The organism is Alteromonas sp. AMM-1, from assembly GCF_047290655.1.
GTDB lineage: Bacteria > Pseudomonadota > Gammaproteobacteria > Enterobacterales > Alteromonadaceae > Alteromonas > Alteromonas mangrovi.
In genome coordinates, this window is the sequence record NZ_JBLBUE010000014.1 from 1 (window position 1) to 18,982 (window position 18,982).

Here is an 18,982-nt window from a genome sequence, read left to right on the forward strand (position 1 = left end):
AAAGTCCATAACGAGCAGATTGTGTATTGTTATGCACCAGGTTTTGGTCAGCAGGGTGAGTATGCTGAGAAACCCGCCTACGACGATATTATTCAGGCAGAAAGCGGCGTGGCCTATTTGAATCGGGATGCCAGCGGACAGCCAAGGTTTATTCCAACGATCATCTGTGACAAGGTAGGGGGGTTACACCTGGCAATGGCCGTGCTGGCCGGCTTAAATTACCGCCTGCGCGAAGGAAAAGGCTGCGTGATTGAAGCCCCTATGTTTGAAAGCATGGTGTCATTCCTGATGACCGAGCAACTGTCAGGTGAAACCTTTGTCCCTCCAATAGGTGGAACTGGCTATGAACGATTAAATTCCCCTTACCGCAAGCCATTTCCTACCGCCGATGGCTATATCAGTATTCTGCCTTACAGTACCCGACACTGGCAGGCGTTTTTTAAACTCATTCAGCGACCGGACATGGTTGATCATGAGTATGTAACTAATCCCGTACTGCGCAGCGAAAACGTAGGCTCTTTGTACAAGATAGTGAGTGAGGTTACGCCGGATAAATCAACATCTGAATGGATAGCGCAGCTTGGCGAATTGGATATACCCTGTGCGCCAGTTAACGATATTGCTTCGCTGCTCTCTGATCCGCATTTGCAGTCGCAGCAGTTCTTTTCAGAGTTCGATCATCCCTCTGAAGGCCGGTTACGAGAGACCGCTTCGCCATTCTTTGCCAAAGGCGTAGACAAATTACCCAATAAACCAACGCCATTACCTGGCCAGGATACGGCATCGATATTGAGTGAATTGGGCTACGGGCCTGAAGAGATTGAAGCGCTTGTTGAGAACGACACTGTGTTCACGGGAACAAAACGGGATTAAGTTATGAACAGAATAATACAAAAAGCATTACGAACAGTATCACTGCTCAGTGCTCTGGCGGTTGTTGTAAGTTGCACAAGCGCGCAACCTGAACAGGAAGCTCGCTTTAAAACCCTCACTAGCCAGCTCGACTCGTTGGTGCAGAATGGCACTATGCCTGGATCGGTAACCTATATCGTTGAACAAGGGAAGCCGGTATTTCATTACGTAAACGGCTATCGGGATGTGGATAGTCAGATACCGATGACTGACGATACTTTGTTTCGTTGGTATTCCATGTCTAAGCCCGTTACCAGCGTAGCTATTATGTTGCTACAGGAGCAAGGCAAGCTGGCGGTTTCGGATCCGATTGAGAAATATATTCCCGCCTTTGCTGATGTGAAGGTATATGCGTCCGGGACGCTGGACAACATGGTCACTGTCCCTCCCGTCCGTTCAATTACCATTGGCGATTTACTGGCACATAAGTCAGGGGTAACGTACCACTTCACCGGCACAACTCCCGTGCATCAGTATTACCGCAAATACGGTGTTAAGCGCAATACGCCGGTAGGCGCGCTGCCAACTGATGGAGAACCAGCAAGCGATCTGCAGGAACTTACCGAACGTTTGGCAAAGGCGCCTTTATTGCATCAACCTGGGGAGCGTTTTACATACAGCTATTCCACCACCTTACTGGGGCGGATTGTGGAAGTGGTATCGGGTGAACGATTGGATGCTTATTTGGCAAAGGCAGTGTTTGCGCCTTTGGGTATGAAAGACACCAGTTTCTTTGTTACAGGTGATGATTTGAACCGGTTTGTAACCAACTACCTTATGACGGACTCTGGCCTGAAGGTAATAGAAACTGCCGGGAATACTGACTATAAAGACCCCACCCGACTACTCGACGGCGGCGGGGCGTTGGCCGGCACAGCCCAGGACTATCTGGCCTTTGCTACCATGCTGGCAAACAATGGAGAATACCAGGGCAAGCGCTTCTTATCCGAAACCTCAGTGAGTAGCTTGTTTGCACATAGCATTGACATTACCGGGCTGGGCAACGATGCGCCCATTGGCTTTGGATATGGCTTTGCAATAGGCAGCGACGCAACGGAAGCTATGCCGTTCATGCCAAACGGGACCTTTGGTTGGGCTGGCTCGGGTAATACGGTATTCTGGGTCGATCCTGAAACGCGCTCGCTGGTGGTATTTATGACACAAGTCATCACGCCGCCGCCTTTCGATAAGCAGGTTCCATTCAGACAATACTTAATTCAGGCCACAAAAGAGAACTAATCGATGCTCGCACTTGCAGGATTTATCACCATAACAGGTGTGCTGTTGGGCATTATGTCCAAGCGCCTGTCGCCCATTATGGCGTGGATTATGGTACCTGTGATGGTGGCGTTAGTGGTAGTGAACGCAGCGGATGTTCCTGACTACATGCTAAAAGGCATTGTCAGTATTGCGCCGGTTGCGGTGATGTTTATGTTTGCCATCTTGTTTTTTGGCATTATGAACGATGCGGGCGTGTTCAACCCCATCATTAGCACGACTATTCGACTGTGTGGGAACGACATTAGAAAATTGTTTGTCGGCATTGTGCTCATTACCGCACTGGTGCATCTGGATGGCTCCGGCGCCAGTACCTTTCTGATTGTTATTCCGGCTGTGTTGCCCATTTTTGATGCGCTTAAGCTCGACCGTCGGTGGCTGGCTTGTCTGGTGGCTATGTCGGCTGGGGTCAATAATATGCTGCCGTGGGGAGGCCCAACCATTCGCGCCGCCGCCGCTTTGAACCTATCGGTAATGGACGTATATCAGCCATTATTACCAATTCATATTGGAGGCATGTGCTTCGTTATTGTGACAGCCTACTGGATGGGGGCGAGGGCCAGCAAAGCCCTGGCACAGAACAATGAACAGCCTGAATTCTGTTTACCAGTGTCTGAATCGTCCACTACGCCCTGGCAATGGGTGGCAAACGCAACGTTAATTCTGGCCGTTATTGCCAGTATTATTGGTCAGGTCCTGCACCCGGCAATAGCATTTATTGCGGGTACGCTGGGGGCGCTATTAATAAATGCGCCCGGCTATAAAGCTCAGACACTTCAGATTGAGGCACATGCCAAACCTGCTGTTACCATGGTGGTTATTCTGTTCGCGGCCGGTTGCTTTACCGGGATTCTCAGGCATTCCGGCATGTTGGATGCCATGGCACAACAAGGCAGTCTGTTATTGCCAGAGGCCATGGTGGGGCAGTTGCCATTACTCGTAGCGTTACTGGCGATGCCGTTAAGTTTAATGTTTGACCCGGATTCCTTTTATTTTGGTGTATTGCCAGTGTTGTCGGGCATCGCACAGCAAGCAGGTATTGCAGGCCAGACCATGGCGCACAGTGCATTGATTGGGCAAATGACGACTGGCTTTCCGGTGAGTCCACTCACACCAGCAACCTTTATGCTGGTGGGCTTAACCAGAATAAACCTTGCCGATCACCAACGCTTCACCTTTCCCTATTTATACGCAATCTCACTGTTTATGACCGTGCTTTGCGTACTTACCGGTGTAATACAGATTTAACCATGAATACTACAAAAACGGTTGATGTAAAAATCGCAGAGATGGGGCCACGCGATGGCCTGCAAAATGAGTCTGCCAATGTGCCTTTATCTACCCGAGTAGAGTTAGTGAACAGGCTGTCAGATTGCGGATTGCACTACATAGAAGCTGGCAGCTTTGTCAGCCCGAAATGGGTACCTCAAATGGCGGATTCAGCGTCAGTGTTCGCAGGGATACAGCGTAAACAGGGTGTAACTTATGCCGCACTTACACCCAATATGAAAGGGTTTGAGCAGTCCTTAGCAGCCGGTGTTGACGAAGTTGCTGTATTCGCTTCTGCGTCGGAGGGATTCAGTTGGCGCAACATTAATTGCGATATCCACACCAGCCTAGAGCGCTTCAAACCTTTGCTTGAGGCAGCAATGAAAGAGAACATGCGCGTGAGAGGGTATGTATCTTGTATTTTTGCCTGTCCATATGACGGCCTTACCCGGCCTGAACAGGTTCTAGACGTCTCACAGCGGCTACTTGATATGGGCTGCTATGAGATATCACTGGGCGATACCATTGGGGTAGGGGTACCAGGTAAAACCCGCGCTTTGCTAAAACACCTTAAACAGCATGCTGACTTGTCTGATTTTGCCATGCATTTTCACGACACCTACGGCCAGGCAATTGCCAATACTTATGTGTCTCTTGAAGCAGGCATTCGCGCCTTCGATTCATCGGTGGGTGGATTGGGTGGCTGTCCCTATGCCAAAGGGGCGTCGGGAAATATGGCCACAGAAGATTTGGTGTATTTGCTAGAGCAGGAGGGTCTCACTCACGGAGTGGATTTATCTGCGCTCAGCGAAACGGGTCATTGGGTGAGTGCTGAATTGGGCCGGGTTTCCCAATCCAAAGTGGGGAGGGCAATATGCGGAGTCTGCTAAAAATCGCTTTGTGATTGTTGTTGTGTTTCTCTAACCATCAAGTCTATTTTCTCTATTGTTTGGTGCTTACAAGTAGGTGGGCACTCACTTATTTTATTTTTTCGCTGTTACTTCCCTAAACCAATCAGATAAACCTTATTTATATTAAAATATTGTTAATTAATAGTATAGATTAATTTAATTTATTTATTGGGGTGTGTTTTTATTAACCCTGTAGCACATAGCTTCCATCTCCCGGCCGGACGATGTCACCAAAAAAAGTAAGCAGAGCAAGTGCACCGACATGCCGATGCTCAGGACAAGTGGAACACCTATTATGTTGAACCAAAATCAAACACGTAAGACAGCAATAAGCATTGCCGTTGCAACTGCGATCATGTCAAGTGCAGTGATGCATCCGGTCATGGCTCAGGAGCAGGAACCAAAGGAACAGTCAGTTGAAGTTGTGCGGGTTACTGGTAGTTACGTTACCCGGGATACCCAAAGTACTATGTCATCCCCGATCCAAATCGTCGGTAATGAAGAAATCATGAAATCAGGTTTTTCGGGCGTAGATGACCTGATTGTTAACAATACAGCCAACACCGGGAGTGTCGGCGGCGTGAACAACCTGGCTGGTGGTGGTGCAGAAGGGCGGCAAACCCGCTCGGCTAACTTGCGCGGCCTTGGGCCTTCCTCAACACTGGTATTGTTAAACGGACACCGGGTTGCCTCTCAGGAACAGGATGCAAAGCGCAACAGCTATACTAACCTTGCTGCTCTGGTGCCCACTATTGCGGTAAACAGAATTGAGACCGTGCTTGACGGCGCATCGGCAATTTATGGTTCAGATGCTATCGCTGGTGTAATGAATGTTATTACCGATGACAACTACGAAGGTGTGACCGCCATTTGGCAGCATATTGCGATTGAGAATGCACCATCAAACCTGCTTCAGTTTAAAATTGGTGGCGGTTCCGGGAATTTCCACGGCATGTTTGCCAGTAGCTACGAATACAAAGCTAACCTGCAAAATGGCGATAGAGCCATTACTGCATCGAACAATACCTCAGGCACAGCGCAGCCAGGCAACTATGCGTTAACTTCGCGTCCAGTGGCTGCTGATGGCGGCGATGTGATTATCGACAACGGCGTAAATGGCCCCATTAACTACTCTCAGCTGTACGACCAAATTTCGGCAAGCACAGGCAATAGTCGCGTGGTATTCGCCGATCCGCACTGTACCGTAGAAGGCACGGGGGGAATTTACGTGGGCAGTAACCCCTTCCCACATGGCACATGTCAGTTCAGTTATCAGCAGATGAACCCGATCATGCCTCAGTCCAAAACCTGGCTGAACTATGCAACAGCCAGCTACACGCTGGATAACAGTCATGAACTGTTTTTTGAGGGACGTTATTACAAGCAGGAAGGTCGCCGCTTTGGTGTAGCGAGTATGCCAATTTCGTTGGGGTCGCCCGTTGTGCCCGCCGAGAACCCATATAACCCATTTGGCGTAGATGTGCAGTTCACCGGCCGCGTGTTGGGCGTGAATGCCGATTACCGGGAAGAAACCTCGAATGTAGATGGCACACACCTATTGCTGGGAATAAAGGGTGATATTGGTAGCACTGACTGGCAATACGAAGTCAGTGGTGTGTGGAGTCAGGAACGCGCAGTGAATAGCGCGCCGGATACAGATTTGCAGATGCTGCAAAACGCGCTTAATGGTTATGGTGGCGCCGACTGCCTGATTGATCCGTTTGGACAGCCGAGTGCATCGGAAGTCCCTGGGCAAGGAAACTGTGTGTATTTTAGCCCGTTTGGTGCCGATCAGTTGAATCATGATGAGCGCGTTTATTATAACCTGCTACAACCATCAGTAGGCAGTGACGAAGTAACCTACCAGATAGTTGAATTTGTGGTAAATGGCAGCTGGTTTGACTTACCTGGTGGTACGGTTGGTGTGGCTGTGGGTGGTCAAACCCGTAAAGAAATCCGCAAGGTGGGGGTAGATGGCGCAACTCAGGCCGGTCGTTGGGGCTTCTTTGGTAAGCGTTCGCCAGGTGAAGGCGACCGCAAAATTGACGGGATCTTTGCCGAGTTATACCTACCCTGGACGCTGGACATAGATATGCAGCTGGCGCTACGGTACGAAGATTACGGTAAGTTCACTAACACCGATCCTAAAGTGGGTGTGAATTGGCGAGTAACCGACGATATTTCGTTGCGGTTGTCTGCCAGCACGGCATTCAGAGCACCGTCACTGGCACACTCTGTAGGTAACCAAACCTCGTCAGGTGTAAGCCAAACCGTGGATCCTTTAGATCCCAATGACAACGGCACATTCCGGGTAGTGAATACCATATCTAACCCCAATCTGGCCCCTGAAGAATCAACAAACGTGAATATCGGGGCTAGCTGGGCCGCTACCGATGAATTAACTATGTCTCTGGATTACTGGAGCTTTGATTTTGAAAATCAGGTAACCGCAGAAAGCGCTGCTCAGGTTATTCAGGCCGATCCAAACGGGCCGAACCTGATTCGCGATGCCGACGGTCGTTTACTGGCAGTTAATGTTGGCTATTTTAATGCGGGTAAAACCAAAACAAATGGCGTGGATTTTCGCGTGGATTACCGCACTGAAATTTTCGATGGACACTACATCAGTATAAACAACTCACTAACATGGATTAACGAATATACGGTTCAGGTGGGCAAAGACCAACCCGTTTACGACGTGGTAGGCCGACGCAACGACAATAACCCCGGCTCTGTCGCACCAGAATTTCGCGACACAATGCAGGTGTCATGGCAACACATGAAACACAACGCAAACCTGACTATGCGTTATGTTGACAGCGTTGAAGATGATGTGTTTTTGCCCATGAATTATACCCAGCCATGGGGCACTATCAGTTCATCAACGGTATTTGACGCGCAATACGCCTATCGGTTTGGTGAAGATGATCGATATCAGATTGCTGTGGGTGCGATAAATCTGTTTGATACAGACCCGCCAGCCGCATTCTTTACCAAATACCTGTCTACGGCTGCCGATCCGCTGGGTCGTCAAGCGTATATGAGGTTGTCGATAGAAATGTAGTAAAACCCAACTTGAGATTAATGCACCGCATTTTGCCCGCGTAACGCGTGGGCAATGCGGTTTTTTGCTGAATGCCAGTGATTTTTGGGCAGTACGGGGGCCTGTTGAATAATGGCGTTAAAGTCGATGTCGTTGATGGAAAGCGGCGGTACGTGGGCACAGAACACGGATTGCGGTTGTAACGTCTGAATGCGCTTAAGTGATTGTTTATACTGATTGGGATGGCAGATTGGATAGGGCGGCGTTAACTGACGTTTTACCGATACCATAAGATCTGCCACGTATGCCTGGCTGGTAGCACTGTGGTAAAGGGTTAAATCGTGATCGGTATGCCCCGGCGTAAACAGTACCTGCCAGTCCTCAAACCCCGGCAGTGTTTGTTCGTCCAGCAGAATAATATCGGGCTTCAAAATGGGGCTATACCAGATATGCTTTTTAGGTTTGCCCAAGCGGCTCGCCACCCACCAGGTTAGGCTTACATCAATAAGGTGCGCAGCACGACCCATAATACCTGAATACCATTTCGCCGCTTTGGGATGAGCCGCTATGTTTGCGCCGGTTAATTTGCGAAGCGTATGTGCGCCGCCAGCGTGATCAGGGTGCATATGTGTCACCACGATCAGTTTTAAATCGCTGAGTTCACGATCAAGTGTCTGAGTAATATACCTGCATACTTTACGCGCATCTGCCCGGCTGCAGCCGTCCAGTAACAACAATCCCTGTGATGTTTCCACCAGATAGATATGTTGTATGTAGCCCGCCAGGGTATGCAGTTTCATCAACTTAACCTACCGTTGTAACGCGTTTTTAACCGGATTGGCGTAGTTGGCAATCAGGTAGTCACGGGCTTCTTCCGGCAGTTGTGCCAGCTTGTGCTTGAGTGTTTGTTTGCACGCTTCCGGTATAACTTTATTGGCAGTTTGGGCGGCCAGATAATTAATCGGATACAGCTGGTAGTGCGAATGTATATGTTGGTCTATAAGCGCTGCCAGTTCCGCTGGTGTGTCTGGTACATCGTTAATTGGCGCTGAAAAACTTACCGTGATACGGCCTTTGTAGCCGGTGATGCCCTTGATTATGCTGGCAATATCTTCCATTTCCGCTTTTTGATAACCGCCCAGGTGCGCGCGGTGATAAAGCTCGGTGGCTTTGGCAATATCGCAAGGATCGTTTTCATAGGAAATGGATACCGGTACGATGCGCAGCGACTGCATGTATTCGCTGAACGATTGTTGTTGTGACTTGCCGTTCATATAGAACATTTTCAGGATGGCCGGATCAGTCATATCCAGTCCATCTTTGGCGCGACCTTCGCGCTGGGCAATCCAAATAGAATGGCCTTCGTCTAACGAGTGCTTTATGTAGCCCGACAACGTGGTGAGGGCTTTGAGTAATTGCCGGGGTGCCTTGGCGGAACGGTTTACCACAAAGCCTTTATTCAGCTTCATTAACTCAGTAACGCTGGGCTTTTTGAGCAGGTTGTCACCAAAGGCGATGCGCGCAGTCGGGAAGCCGGATTGATGCAATGCATAGTTCACTAACGCCGGATCCATCGCAATATCGCGATGGTTAGACACAAACAAATAGGGCGTGTCTTTGGAAAGCTGTTCCACGCCCTTTATGGTTACACCATCAGTGGTTTCGTTCAGCACGCGGCTAAGGTAGCGCTCTACTTCAAGTTGCACCTGCTCAACACTGCGAAGTTTGCCCCAGGTGCGTTTTAGCCAGAATCTGATCACCGGGCTTACCAGCATTTTTACCAATCGGCTACGCTGTCTGAAACGGTGATTCACGATAGCGGAAATAAATTCGGGGTCGTTTACCAGGCGCTGAATAGCATCAGGGATTTCATTGTCGTGGTAGGCGCGTATGGCCTGATAAGGATCGTTAGTATTGTTCATGGTTACCGCATTGCAATTAATACCTGCCCCGGCAGAGGATCTGCCGGGGTAAGCAAGTCTACTTCTCAATGCCTGCTAAATGGAAGAAAAACGCATACTCTTTTGCTGTTTGTTCGTAACGTTTAAAGCGTCCGGATGCGCCACCGTGTCCGGCTTCCATGTTGGTGATGAACAGCAGCAGGTTGTCATCGGTTTTCTTTTCACGCAAACGCGCCACCCATTTCATGGGTTCAAAGTACTGTACCTGGGAATCATGCAGGCCCGTGGTAACAAATAAATGCGGGTACTTTTGCGCTTTTACCTGATCGTAAGGTGAATAAGACAACATGTAGTCGTATTCGTCTTTGTTAACAGGATTACCCCATTCGGTGTACTCACCCGTGGTAAGGGGAATGGTGGCGTCACTCATGGTGGTCACAACGTCAACAAAGGGAACGTGGGCCGCAATCGCGGTATACAGCTCTGGCTCCATGTTGGCAATGGCGCCCATTAGCAAACCACCTGCACTGCCGCCTTCAGCAAAAATACGCGTTGGATCGGCATATTTCTGTTCTATCAGGCCTTTGGTTACGTCTATGAAATCGGTGAATGTATTCTTTTTGTTGCCCATTTTACCGTCTTCATACCATTCACGTCCCAGCATCTGACCGCCGCGAATGTGCGCAATGGCCACCACAAAGCCGCGATCCATCAGCGAAATCCAGTGAGATACAAAGGTAGGATCAATGGTTGCACCATAGGACCCATAACCATACTGGAACAGCGGATTAGTGCCGTTTTTAGTGAATTTGTCTTTGCGGTACACCAGTGAAACCGGTACCTGCTTGCCGTCTCGAGCAGGGATCAATACGCGCTCTGACTGATAATTGGCAGCCACAAACTCATCGCCTACTTTATTTTGCTTGAGCAACGTGGTTTCCATGGTTTCCAGGTTAATATCAAATGTGCTGGGTGGCGTAGTAAGCGACGCGTAGTAAATGCGAATGGTATTGGTATCTACCTGTGTGTTACCCGAAAAATACGCAGTATAAATTGGGTCTTCAGTAGGAATGACATAGCTTTCACCGGTTTTCAGTGATACCGCATTCAGGCTGAGCATGCCGTTTTTCTTGGCTTTATATACCAGGAAATCTTTTAGTAGCTCGATGTCCTGAATGAACACTTCCGGGTCGTGGGCGATCACTTCCTGCCATTTGCCTTTATCCGCAGTATGCGCCTGATCAACCTTCATAATGCGGAAGTTCTTGGCGTTGTAGTTGGTTAGAATGTAGTAGTCGCTGCCGTGCTTGGCTACAGAGTATTCCAGTCCATCTTCAATCGGCAGGAAAGGAACAGGTTTGGCTTTGGGGTCGTCGGTGGCTATCAGTGTGGTACCGGTTTGTTCGGTATTGTCATGACTGATAAAAATCACGTCCTCGTCTTTACTCATGCCCAGCGAGGTATAAAACGTCGTGTCGGCTTCTTCGTAAATCAATTCATCATCGGATTGTGGTGTGCCCAGCACATGGCGGAACACCTTCGACCCCAGCAGGGTTTGTGGGTCGCGCTCAATGTAGTACAGGGTTTTGTTGTCTTTTGCCCAGTATACTTGCCCGTTGGTGTTGGTGAGCTCATCGCTCAACAGTTCGCCTGTTGCCAGGTTTTTCACCTGAAGTGTATACATACGACGGCTGACGGTATCTACCGTGAAGGCAAGCATAGTGTTGTCGGGTGAGGCCTGATAGCTGCCTATGCTGAAATAATCGTGACCCTGGGCCATCTCATTGCCATTCAGCAGCACTTCATTGGTGCCATCCAGCGTGGGGCGGCGAACGTAAACGGGGTACTCGCCATCCCCTTCGTACAAGCTTTGATACCAGTAGCCGTTTTCTTTTACTGGTACTGAGGCGTCGTCTTTAGGAATGCGAGCTACCAATTCGTCGTACAGGGATTGTTGTTGCTTTTCCAGTGGTTTGAGAACGGCCTCAGCATAGCTGTTTTCTTTTTCAAGATGACCGAGTACTTCGGGATCTTCGCGTTTGTCGTCACGCATCCAGTAGTATTCGTCTATGCGGGTATCGCCGTGTGCGGTGAGTTCGTGCGGCACTTGTTTTGCTACTGGCGGTGCAATGGATGTACTTAAATTAACCTGTTCTTGTTGGCGCTTCACCTGTTCTGTCGTGGTTGGTTTTTCGCTGCATCCGGCAAGGAAGAGGCCGATACTGAGCGTAAGCAGTGTTTTTTTCATTATTGTCCTTTGCCGCAAGGCATGCTTTTTTGAGAAGCAGACAACATAGCGCATCTGTATTGGTGCTGCAAAGGTTGTTGCTTTTTGAATAGTAACAAGTTGCAAACAGCGGGTGAGAAGGTGAGAATCTGCGTATTCCTTCTCTCGTTAACCTGTTGCTCATGTTCGAATTATTCACCGCCGGGGTGCTAGAACCGCTCACCGCCGCAGGGCTCATTCTGTTGGCGGGATTTACTTCATTTGTTACCGGTGCCATGGGGTTAGGCGGCGGTATGTTATTGCTGGTGGTAATGGCCTCCACTATGCCAATAGCAGCGCTGATCCCGGTACATGGATTAGTGCAATTGGGATCCAACGCCAGCCGGTCGGTAATGACCTTTAAGCATCTTGATCGCACCATGTTTCGGTATTTCGCCCTGGGCACCGTGCTAGGTGCAGCGGTTGCCTCACTGGTTGTGGTGCAACTCCCGCTTACCCTTATCCAGTTGGCTATTGCCGTGTTTTTATTGCTGATGGTGTGGGGGATAAAACCCAAAACCCGCGAGACATCGCCACGCGGCAGTGTTGTGGCTGGCGCCTTAACCACGTTTCTGTCGATGTTTGTGGGCGCCAGCGGGCCGATGGTGGCCTCAGTGGTATTTCGCAACGGCTACAATAAGCTTACTCACACCGCCACCTTCGCCACCTGCATGACGTTTCAACACAGCCTGAAAGCCATTGTATTTACTTTTGTAGGCTTTGCCTTCTGGCAATGGTTGCCATTGGTACTGGCCATGATTGCCAGTGGTGCCATTGGCACCTGGCTTGGACTCAAATTGCTCAATAGGATCCCGGCAGACAAATTCAGGCTGTTGTTTAAGATAATTCTTACCGTGTTGGCTTTGCGCTTGTTGTATCAGGCCTTGGTGTCTGTTTTTTAATTTAGCTTTATATTGTATCGCTGTAGCTTTCTGTAAAGAGTGCGAGTACTTACTTCAAGCATTTTTGCAAGGTCGTCGGGTGAACCCTGATAGGTTTTACAGATGCGCTCCAGGTAAACCTGCTCAGCTTGATCGAGCGGCAAAATGTCCTGGCTGACGGCTTGAGTTTCTGTGGCGCTATAACCCAATACTTGTGGGGGTAAATCGCTGGCCAGTATGTCGTCGTCGTTCGCCATCAGCGCAGACTGCTCCACGATGCTAATGAGTTCGCGGATATTGCCGGGAAAGGAATAACGACACAGTGCCTCTATGGCTTGTGGTGAGAAACGCTTGTGTCGGTGCTCGCCGGCTGACAAAAAATGACGGCATAACATGGCTATATCAGACTGGCGCTCTCTGAGTGCTGGCAGGTGAATGGGAAACCCCGCAATTCGATAGTACAGATCCTGCCTGAACTCGCCTTTTTCCACCATCGACAACAAATTCTTATGGCTGGCACACACTAACCGAAAATCCGCTTTCTTCTGTTTCAGGCCGCCAACCGGACGGTAGCACTGAGTTTCCAGCAGGCGTAGTAACTTCACCTGCATGTTGAGGGGGACATCGCCAATTTCATCGAAGAATACAGTGCCGCCATTTGCCACTTCTATTAAGCCTTTCTTGGCATTTGTGGCGCCGGTAAACGCGCCTTTTTCATAGCCGAACAGTTCAGATTCAAACAGACTCTCATTTAAGCCGGTGCATTCAATTACGACAAACGGCTTTTCCGCACGGCGACTGGATTCGTGTACGGCTTGTGCAACCAGTTCTTTACCGCTGCCGGTTTCACCCTGCAACAATACCGCGATTTCCGATTGAGATGCGCGATTGATGCGGTTAAGCAGTGACTTAAATGCCTCCGATTGGCCAATCATTTTGTTTTTCTGTGAATCGGCCGAGGCGTAACTGATGCGGTCGAGAATTTCTAAAAAGCCAATGGTCATGCCATCTTCATCGCGTACCGGCTTCATTAATATATCGCAGTACGTCCGGCCTGCCGTGGTGTTGTGAATATGCACTACGCTACTGGGCCGACTGGTGCTTTTACACTGGGTAAGCGGGCAATCCTCACCATGCTTATCGCAGGGGCCTGGATTGTTATGCGAAACGGCGTAACAGGTGCTGGTGCCAATCGTTACCTGGGTATTGTAGGTGTCGCGGTAGGCTTCGTTAACTGCCTGAATGACATAGTCTGGGGTAATGAAGATAGCCGGTTTATCGATGGCATTGATCATTGATTGGATCAGTGACGTGTTCATGATCTCTCCATTGCGTCATTTATGGCAGCACTGTGCGACCGTCTGATGACAAATTTGGCACAGCCTGTCGTTAAACTCAACCACTGAGCTAATAAATATAATGAAAAACTAATATAAACAGCTATATAGCCGTCTTTTCAGACATGGCATGAAACTTGGTAACACACTGTTAACAACTAACCGGCCCGGTTGGCCTGTGTAAGCTAAGCCCGGCCTGCAAAAACAAAGAGAGCGATTATGGCTAAAGTGGTGGTGTTAGGTGCTGGGACAGGTGGTATGCCCGCAGCATACGAAGTAAAAGAAGCATTGGGTAAAGAGCATGAAGTATTGATGGTGAACGAGCGCGAGGAATTTCGCTTTGTGCCGTCGAACCCCTGGGTTGCAGTTGGCTGGCGCGAAAGTAGCGCCGTAACCATGCCCATTGAAAAGTACCTTAATAAGAAAAACATTGGATTTAAATGCGCCCGTATCGACAAGATAGATCCAAATGCGAATGTGCTGATTTCCTCTGAAGGTGAGGAAATCAGTTACGACTACCTGATCATTGCAACCGGCCCAAGGCTGGCATTCGATGCCATCGAAGGCGCCGGACCGGATGGCTTCACGCAATCTGTGTGTACGTTGGATCACGCCCAGCATTGTTATAACGACTTTGAAAAGCTGGTGGCTAATCCCGGCCCTGCGATCGTCGGCGCGTTTCAGGGAGCCAGTTGTTTCGGTCCGGCTTACGAATATGCCTTTATTCTGGATAAAGCCCTACGCGATGCGAAAATTCGCCATAAGGTGCCCATTACCTACGTAACCAGCGAGCCTTATATTGGTCATCTCGGCTTAGGGGGAGTAGGAGATTCCAAATCCATGCTGGAATCTGAACTGCGCAACCGCAACATTAAGTGGATATGTAATGCCCGGGTCGACAAAGTGACCGACGGTGTAATGCATATCAGTGAACTAAACCGCAAGGGTGAGGTGGATTTTACCTACGAAGAGGTGTTCAACCATTCCATGTTAATTCCGCCCTTCGGTGGTGTACCCGCGGTGGCTAACGTGGAGGGGCTGTGTAATCCCAAAGGGTTTGTGATCACCGATGAGCATCAGCGCTCACCTAAGTACCCGAATATTTTCTCGGGTGGCGTTTGCGTTGCCATTCCCCCGGTTGAATCCACGCCGGTACCTACCGGCACGCCCAAAACCGGCTACATGATTGAAACCATGATGACCGCGATTGCGCACAACCTGAAAAGCGTTATTGTGGACAACAAGCCTCCAACAGCAAAAGGCACCTGGCATGCTATCTGTCTGGCTGATATGGGTGATACGGGCGCTGCCTTTGTGGCCATGCCACAAATTCCACCGCGCAATGTGACCTGGTTCAAGCAAGGTAAATGGGTGCACCTGGCCAAAATCGCGTTCGAAAAATATTTTATGCGCAAAATGAAAACCGGCACCAGTGAACCTGTTTATGAGAAGTACGTGCTAAAAGCGCTGGGCATTGAACGATTGGAGCAGGATGGCCATGACAAATAAAGTAGCGACGTTGTGGGTGTTGGGGGCAGTATTCAGCGCTTACACGATTGGGAGTATAGCGTTAGCTGAAACCCTGAGTGAAGCTGAGTTCATTGACGAGGCCAGAGTGAAATCCATGGCATTGGGGGCGGAACTCAAGCAGGCGCTGCAGGCGGCAATTAAGCAGGGCGGTCTTACTGAAGGCATCAGGGTGTGTAAGGAACTGGCCCCTCAGTTGGCTGCTAAATACAGTGTAAATGGTTGGCAGGTAGGCAGAACCTCGCTGAAGGTGCGCAATCCTAACAATGCACCAGACGGCTGGGAAACAGAGGCACTCATTGCAATGGAAAACGCTTTGGCGAACGGTGGAGCGCCCATGCAGGCCGCTCAGGCTAACACAGGAACAGATCTGGCTGAATGGCGCTATATGCAGCCTATCGTAACACAAGCGGTGTGCCTGAATTGCCACGGTGCGCAGTTAACCCCCGACGTATCACAAACCTTACAGGTGCATTATCCTGAAGATCAGGCAACCGGGTTTGAGGACGGTCAGCTACGCGGCGCGTTTACACTTCACTATCAACGTGAGTAGTTTATTGGTGCTGTTGATTAGCAGGGACAGGTGAGAGCCTGGCCCTTACTTAACTTCGTTTTCCCAGGCTTAATGCCAGTCTTGCCGTCCGACTTTTTATTTCTGTCGCGGTTTCATTTGATTGTGGTCAATTAGCTTGCTACCAATCACAGCTAAGCTGCCCAGACTATGCAAAATCAGAGTAGTGCCATATTTGACCGGCCGATGTCATTTTTGTCAGTCATACTAGCCAAATGCCAATCCAAAACCTGTAATGTTAATTTTAAAATAAAATTATTGTTTCATTTTCAGTGTGTTAGTTCGTTTTTTAAGTTTGGCTCAGGTTATGCAGTTACTCAAAGACACAGGTAAAGATTAAGTTTTTATTTTCGAAGGAGAGTGTCCCATGAGCGATACGTTGATAGAACTATCGCGGTTACAGTTTGCGTTAACAGCAATGTTCCACTTTATTTTTGTACCCCTTACGCTGGGGATGACCTTTTTACTGGCCATCATGGAGTCTGTTTATGTAATGACCGGTAAAGAGATCTACAAACAAATGACCCAGTTTTGGGGAAAGTTGTTTGGTATTAACTTTGCCATTGGTGTGGCTACTGGCCTTACTATGGAATTCCAGTTTGGTATGAACTGGTCCTACTATTCTCATTACGTGGGTGACATCTTTGGTGCGCCACTGGCAATAGAAGGTTTAATGGCGTTCTTCCTTGAGTCTACCTTTGTTGGCCTGTTTTTCTTTGGCTGGGACAAAATGTCGAAAGTGAAACATCTGATGGCGACCTGGCTGGTGGCGTTAGGATCGAATTTCTCGGCACTGTGGATCCTGATTGCCAATGGCTGGATGCAACACCCGGTAGGCGCCGAGTTCAATACAGAAGCCATGCGTATGGAAATGACCAGCTTTTCAGAGGTGATTTTCAATCCGGTTGCCCAGGTTAAGTTTGTGCATACTGTTTCCGCGGGTTATGTAACCGGCGCTATATTTGTGCTGGCGATATCCAGCTATTACCTGTTAAAGCACAAGCATATAGCCTTTGCGCGTCGTTCATTCGCTATTGCGGCGAGCTTTGGTTTGGCGTCTGTGCTGTCGGTAATTGTGCTGGGCGACGAAAGTGGCTACGAATTAGGAGATGTGCAGAAAGTAAAATTGGCGGCGGTTGAAGCGGAATATGACACGCACCCAGCGCCTGCACCTTTCACCCTGTTTGGTGTGCCCAATGATGAAACAGAGCATACCGATTATGCCATTCAGATCCCGTGGGCAATGGGTATTATTGCCACTCGCTCGCTGGATGAAGAGGTGATGGGTCTTAAGGATCTGAAAGAAATTCACCGCGTACGTATTCTGGCAGGCGTACAAGCCTACAAGCAACTGGATAAAGTGCGCGAGGGCACGGCAAGTGAAGCTGAACTGGCGATGTTTGAACGCAATAAAGATGACATCGGTTACGCTTTATTGTTGGAGCCGTTTACTGATGACATTACCCAGCCTACCCCGGAAGCACTGGAAAAAGCCGTTGATTACAGCATTCCGCCCGTTGCGCCATTGTTCTATAGCTTTCGCATGATGGTGGTTGCGGGCTTTTTGATGCTCGCTCTGTTTATCTGCGCGTTCTATTACAGCACTAAACACCAGATCACTAAGCCCCGCTGGCTATTAAAAGCCGCACTATGGAGCCTGCCTTTGCCCTGGATTGCATCAGAAGCCGGTTGGTTTGTGGCTGAATATGGTCGTCAGCCCTGGTCGATCGCAGAAGTACTGCCGGTCCATACAGCGGTATCTAACCTGAGTGTGTCAGATGTTGTGACTACGCTGGTTGCTTACACCTTGTTCTACACCGCCATGTTCATCATTGGTTTCTATTTGATGAAGAAATACGCCAAACAAGGGCCAGTTCCACCGGAAGATAAAGCTGAGCTGGATAGCTCAATGGGTCTGGGCATTAAAGGAGCAAACGCATGATTGACTATGAAGTATTACGGGTAATTTGGTGGGTACTGGTTGGCGTACTGCTGATTGGCTTCGCCATTACCGATGGCTTTGATTTAGGCGTAGGCGCGCTGCTTACGCTGATTGGCAAAACCGACGATGAGCGCCGGGTGATGATTAACACAATTGGCCCGCACTGGGACGGCAACCAGGTGTGGTTTATTACCGCCGGTGGCGCTATTTTTGCGGCTTGGCCGATGATTTACGCTACCGCATTTTCCGGCTTCTACCTGGCACTTGCGTTAACACTTATTGCGCTATGGATGCGCCCGTTAGGCTTTGATTTTCGCAGCAAGCTACCCGATAAGCGCTGGCGCTCAAGCTGGGACTGGGCGTTGTTTGTGTCTGGCGTCGTCCCGTCGCTCATTTTTGGTGTGGCGTTTGGCAACTTACTACTGGGCGTACCTTTTGAGTTGGATAATACGCTCAAAGCTACCTATACCGGCTCATTCTTTGGTTTGCTAACCCCGTTTGCCCTGCTAACCGGGTTAGTGTCGGTGGCGATGTTGCTTAACCACGGTGCTGCCTGGCTGCAAATGAAAACCGATAGTTTTATTCAGGTGCGTGCAAGAGCGGTATCAGTGATGTTGTCTCTGATTACTGTGGTGCTATTTGTGCTGGCCGGCATATGGGTAGCGTTTGGTATCGACGGCTTTGTGATCACGTCTGTGGTTGATACGGCAGCAACGTCCAATCCGCTGAAAAAAGCCGTCGTAATGGAAGCCGGGGCATGGTTAAACAACTATGGTAAGTATCCGTGGATGATTGTTGCGCCGGTGCTGGGTATAGCGGGTGGATTATCGTGTGCTGTGTTCTCGAAAGCGGGCAAAGGCGGCTGGGCGTTTGTGAGTAGTTCAGCCATGCTAACCGGTGTGATCCTGACAGCCGGGTTCTCTATGTTCCCGTTCCTCATGCCAAGTATCACAATGCCAGCGGCCAGTCTCACGGTGTGGGATGCTACCTCAAGCTTACTGACACTGAAAATCATGTTCGGCGTAGCCTGTATCTTTGTGCCTATTGTGCTGGGATACACCGCTTACGGGTTTTACGTTATGCGTGGTCGCGTGAAAAACAGCGACCTTGATTCGTCTCACGCGATTTACTAAGGAGATTCAGT

14 protein-coding genes are annotated in these 18,982 nt (G+C 49.4%); 10 read left to right on the forward strand and 4 right to left on the reverse strand.

Annotated elements, in window-relative coordinates:
* The 5 genes from ACLR2L_RS04745 to ACLR2L_RS04765 form a co-directional block, all read left to right on the forward strand.
* The coding region (locus tag ACLR2L_RS04745) for a CaiB/BaiF CoA transferase family protein (RefSeq protein WP_413366148.1) at nucleotides 1–873 on the forward strand (873 nt) is incomplete at its 5' end.
* 3 nt (nucleotides 874–876) lie between these two features.
* Nucleotides 877–2,151 (forward strand): serine hydrolase domain-containing protein, encoded by a 1,275-nt coding sequence (locus tag ACLR2L_RS04750; protein WP_413366150.1) that lies wholly within the window; start codon nucleotides 877–879, stop codon nucleotides 2,149–2,151.
* 3 nt (nucleotides 2,152–2,154) lie between these two features.
* Nucleotides 2,155–3,438 carry a CitMHS family transporter gene (locus ACLR2L_RS04755; RefSeq protein WP_413366152.1) on the forward strand — a complete coding sequence of 428 codons (1,284 nt, stop codon included), beginning with the start codon at nucleotides 2,155–2,157 and terminating at the stop codon, nucleotides 3,436–3,438.
* A 2-nt stretch (nucleotides 3,439–3,440) separates the two neighbouring features.
* Complete coding sequence (locus ACLR2L_RS04760; RefSeq protein ID WP_413366154.1) at nucleotides 3,441–4,349, forward strand: hydroxymethylglutaryl-CoA lyase; 909 nt, start codon at nucleotides 3,441–3,443, stop codon at nucleotides 4,347–4,349.
* A gap of 316 nt (nucleotides 4,350–4,665) precedes the next feature.
* Nucleotides 4,666–7,434 carry a TonB-dependent receptor domain-containing protein gene (locus ACLR2L_RS04765; protein ID WP_413366156.1) on the forward strand — a complete coding sequence of 923 codons (2,769 nt, stop codon included), beginning with the start codon at nucleotides 4,666–4,668 and terminating at the stop codon, nucleotides 7,432–7,434.
* A gap of 17 nt (nucleotides 7,435–7,451) precedes the next feature.
* Here the strand turns inward: ACLR2L_RS04765 and ACLR2L_RS04770 are convergent, their stop codons facing one another.
* The 3 genes from ACLR2L_RS04770 to ACLR2L_RS04780 are packed head-to-tail and all read right to left on the reverse strand — an operon-like array spanning nucleotide 7,452 to nucleotide 11,562.
* Nucleotides 7,452–8,213, reverse strand: coding sequence for an MBL fold metallo-hydrolase (locus ACLR2L_RS04770; protein WP_413366158.1), 762 nt, complete (start codon nucleotides 8,211–8,213; stop codon nucleotides 7,452–7,454).
* 9 nt (nucleotides 8,214–8,222) lie between these two features.
* Nucleotides 8,223–9,335, reverse strand: coding sequence for a 1-acyl-sn-glycerol-3-phosphate acyltransferase (locus tag ACLR2L_RS04775; RefSeq protein WP_413366160.1), 1,113 nt, complete (start codon nucleotides 9,333–9,335; stop codon nucleotides 8,223–8,225).
* 58 nt (nucleotides 9,336–9,393) lie between these two features.
* Nucleotides 9,394–11,562 (reverse strand): prolyl oligopeptidase family serine peptidase, encoded by a 2,169-nt coding sequence (locus ACLR2L_RS04780; protein WP_413366162.1) that lies wholly within the window; start codon nucleotides 11,560–11,562, stop codon nucleotides 9,394–9,396.
* A 161-nt stretch (nucleotides 11,563–11,723) separates the two neighbouring features.
* Between ACLR2L_RS04780 and ACLR2L_RS04785 the strand changes: the two genes are divergently transcribed.
* Nucleotides 11,724–12,482 (forward strand): sulfite exporter TauE/SafE family protein, encoded by a 759-nt coding sequence (locus ACLR2L_RS04785; RefSeq protein WP_413366164.1) that lies wholly within the window; start codon nucleotides 11,724–11,726, stop codon nucleotides 12,480–12,482.
* On the opposite strand, the gene ACLR2L_RS04790 is transcribed toward ACLR2L_RS04785, so the two are convergent.
* Entirely contained in the window at nucleotides 12,479–13,780 is a 1,302-nt protein-coding gene (locus ACLR2L_RS04790; protein ID WP_255439131.1) for a sigma-54 interaction domain-containing protein, read from the reverse strand. The genes ACLR2L_RS04785 and ACLR2L_RS04790 overlap by 4 nt on opposite strands.
* Before the next feature lie 237 nt (nucleotides 13,781–14,017).
* On the opposite strand from ACLR2L_RS04790, the gene ACLR2L_RS04795 reads away from it, so the two are divergent.
* The 4 genes from ACLR2L_RS04795 to cydB all read left to right on the forward strand — a co-directional run bounded on the left by ACLR2L_RS04795 (nucleotide 14,018) and on the right by cydB (nucleotide 18,971).
* Nucleotides 14,018–15,307, forward strand: coding sequence for an NAD(P)/FAD-dependent oxidoreductase (locus tag ACLR2L_RS04795; RefSeq protein WP_413366167.1), 1,290 nt, complete (start codon nucleotides 14,018–14,020; stop codon nucleotides 15,305–15,307).
* Entirely contained in the window at nucleotides 15,297–15,878 is a 582-nt protein-coding gene (locus ACLR2L_RS04800) for a DUF3365 domain-containing protein (RefSeq protein ID WP_413366170.1), read from the forward strand. The genes ACLR2L_RS04795 and ACLR2L_RS04800 overlap by 11 nt, the downstream gene beginning before the upstream one ends.
* 385 nt (nucleotides 15,879–16,263) lie before the next feature.
* Nucleotides 16,264–17,838 carry a cytochrome ubiquinol oxidase subunit I gene (locus ACLR2L_RS04805; RefSeq protein WP_413366172.1) on the forward strand — a complete coding sequence of 525 codons (1,575 nt, stop codon included), beginning with the start codon at nucleotides 16,264–16,266 and terminating at the stop codon, nucleotides 17,836–17,838.
* The gene (cydB, locus tag ACLR2L_RS04810; RefSeq protein WP_413366174.1) at nucleotides 17,835–18,971 is read left to right on the forward strand and encodes a cytochrome d ubiquinol oxidase subunit II; all 1,137 of its coding nucleotides are present in this window, start codon (nucleotides 17,835–17,837) and stop codon (nucleotides 18,969–18,971) included. Before ACLR2L_RS04805 ends, cydB begins: the two co-directional genes overlap by 4 nt.
* Nucleotides 18,972–18,982 lie beyond the last annotated feature (11 nt).

Bases quoted from the DNA above. Each gene is read 5' to 3' on its own strand.
- ACLR2L_RS04750 (WP_413366150.1), top strand. From the start codon at position 877: ATGAACAGAATAATACAAAAAGCATTACGAACAGTATCACTGCTCAGT.
- ACLR2L_RS04755 (WP_413366152.1), top strand. From the start codon at position 2,155: ATGCTCGCACTTGCAGGATTTATCACCATAACAGGTGTGCTGTTGGGC.
- ACLR2L_RS04760 (WP_413366154.1), top strand. From the start codon at position 3,441: ATGAATACTACAAAAACGGTTGATGTAAAAATCGCAGAGATGGGGCCA.
- ACLR2L_RS04765 (WP_413366156.1), top strand. From the start codon at position 4,666: ATGTTGAACCAAAATCAAACACGTAAGACAGCAATAAGCATTGCCGTT.
- ACLR2L_RS04770 (WP_413366158.1), bottom strand. From the start codon at position 8,213: ATGAAACTGCATACCCTGGCGGGCTACATACAACATATCTATCTGGTG.
- ACLR2L_RS04775 (WP_413366160.1), bottom strand. From the start codon at position 9,335: ATGAACAATACTAACGATCCTTATCAGGCCATACGCGCCTACCACGAC.
- ACLR2L_RS04780 (WP_413366162.1), bottom strand. From the start codon at position 11,562: ATGAAAAAAACACTGCTTACGCTCAGTATCGGCCTCTTCCTTGCCGGA.
- ACLR2L_RS04785 (WP_413366164.1), top strand. From the start codon at position 11,724: ATGTTCGAATTATTCACCGCCGGGGTGCTAGAACCGCTCACCGCCGCA.
- ACLR2L_RS04790 (WP_255439131.1), bottom strand. From the start codon at position 13,780: ATGAACACGTCACTGATCCAATCAATGATCAATGCCATCGATAAACCG.
- ACLR2L_RS04795 (WP_413366167.1), top strand. From the start codon at position 14,018: ATGGCTAAAGTGGTGGTGTTAGGTGCTGGGACAGGTGGTATGCCCGCA.
- ACLR2L_RS04800 (WP_413366170.1), top strand. From the start codon at position 15,297: ATGACAAATAAAGTAGCGACGTTGTGGGTGTTGGGGGCAGTATTCAGC.
- ACLR2L_RS04805 (WP_413366172.1), top strand. From the start codon at position 16,264: ATGAGCGATACGTTGATAGAACTATCGCGGTTACAGTTTGCGTTAACA.
- cydB (WP_413366174.1), top strand. From the start codon at position 17,835: ATGATTGACTATGAAGTATTACGGGTAATTTGGTGGGTACTGGTTGGC.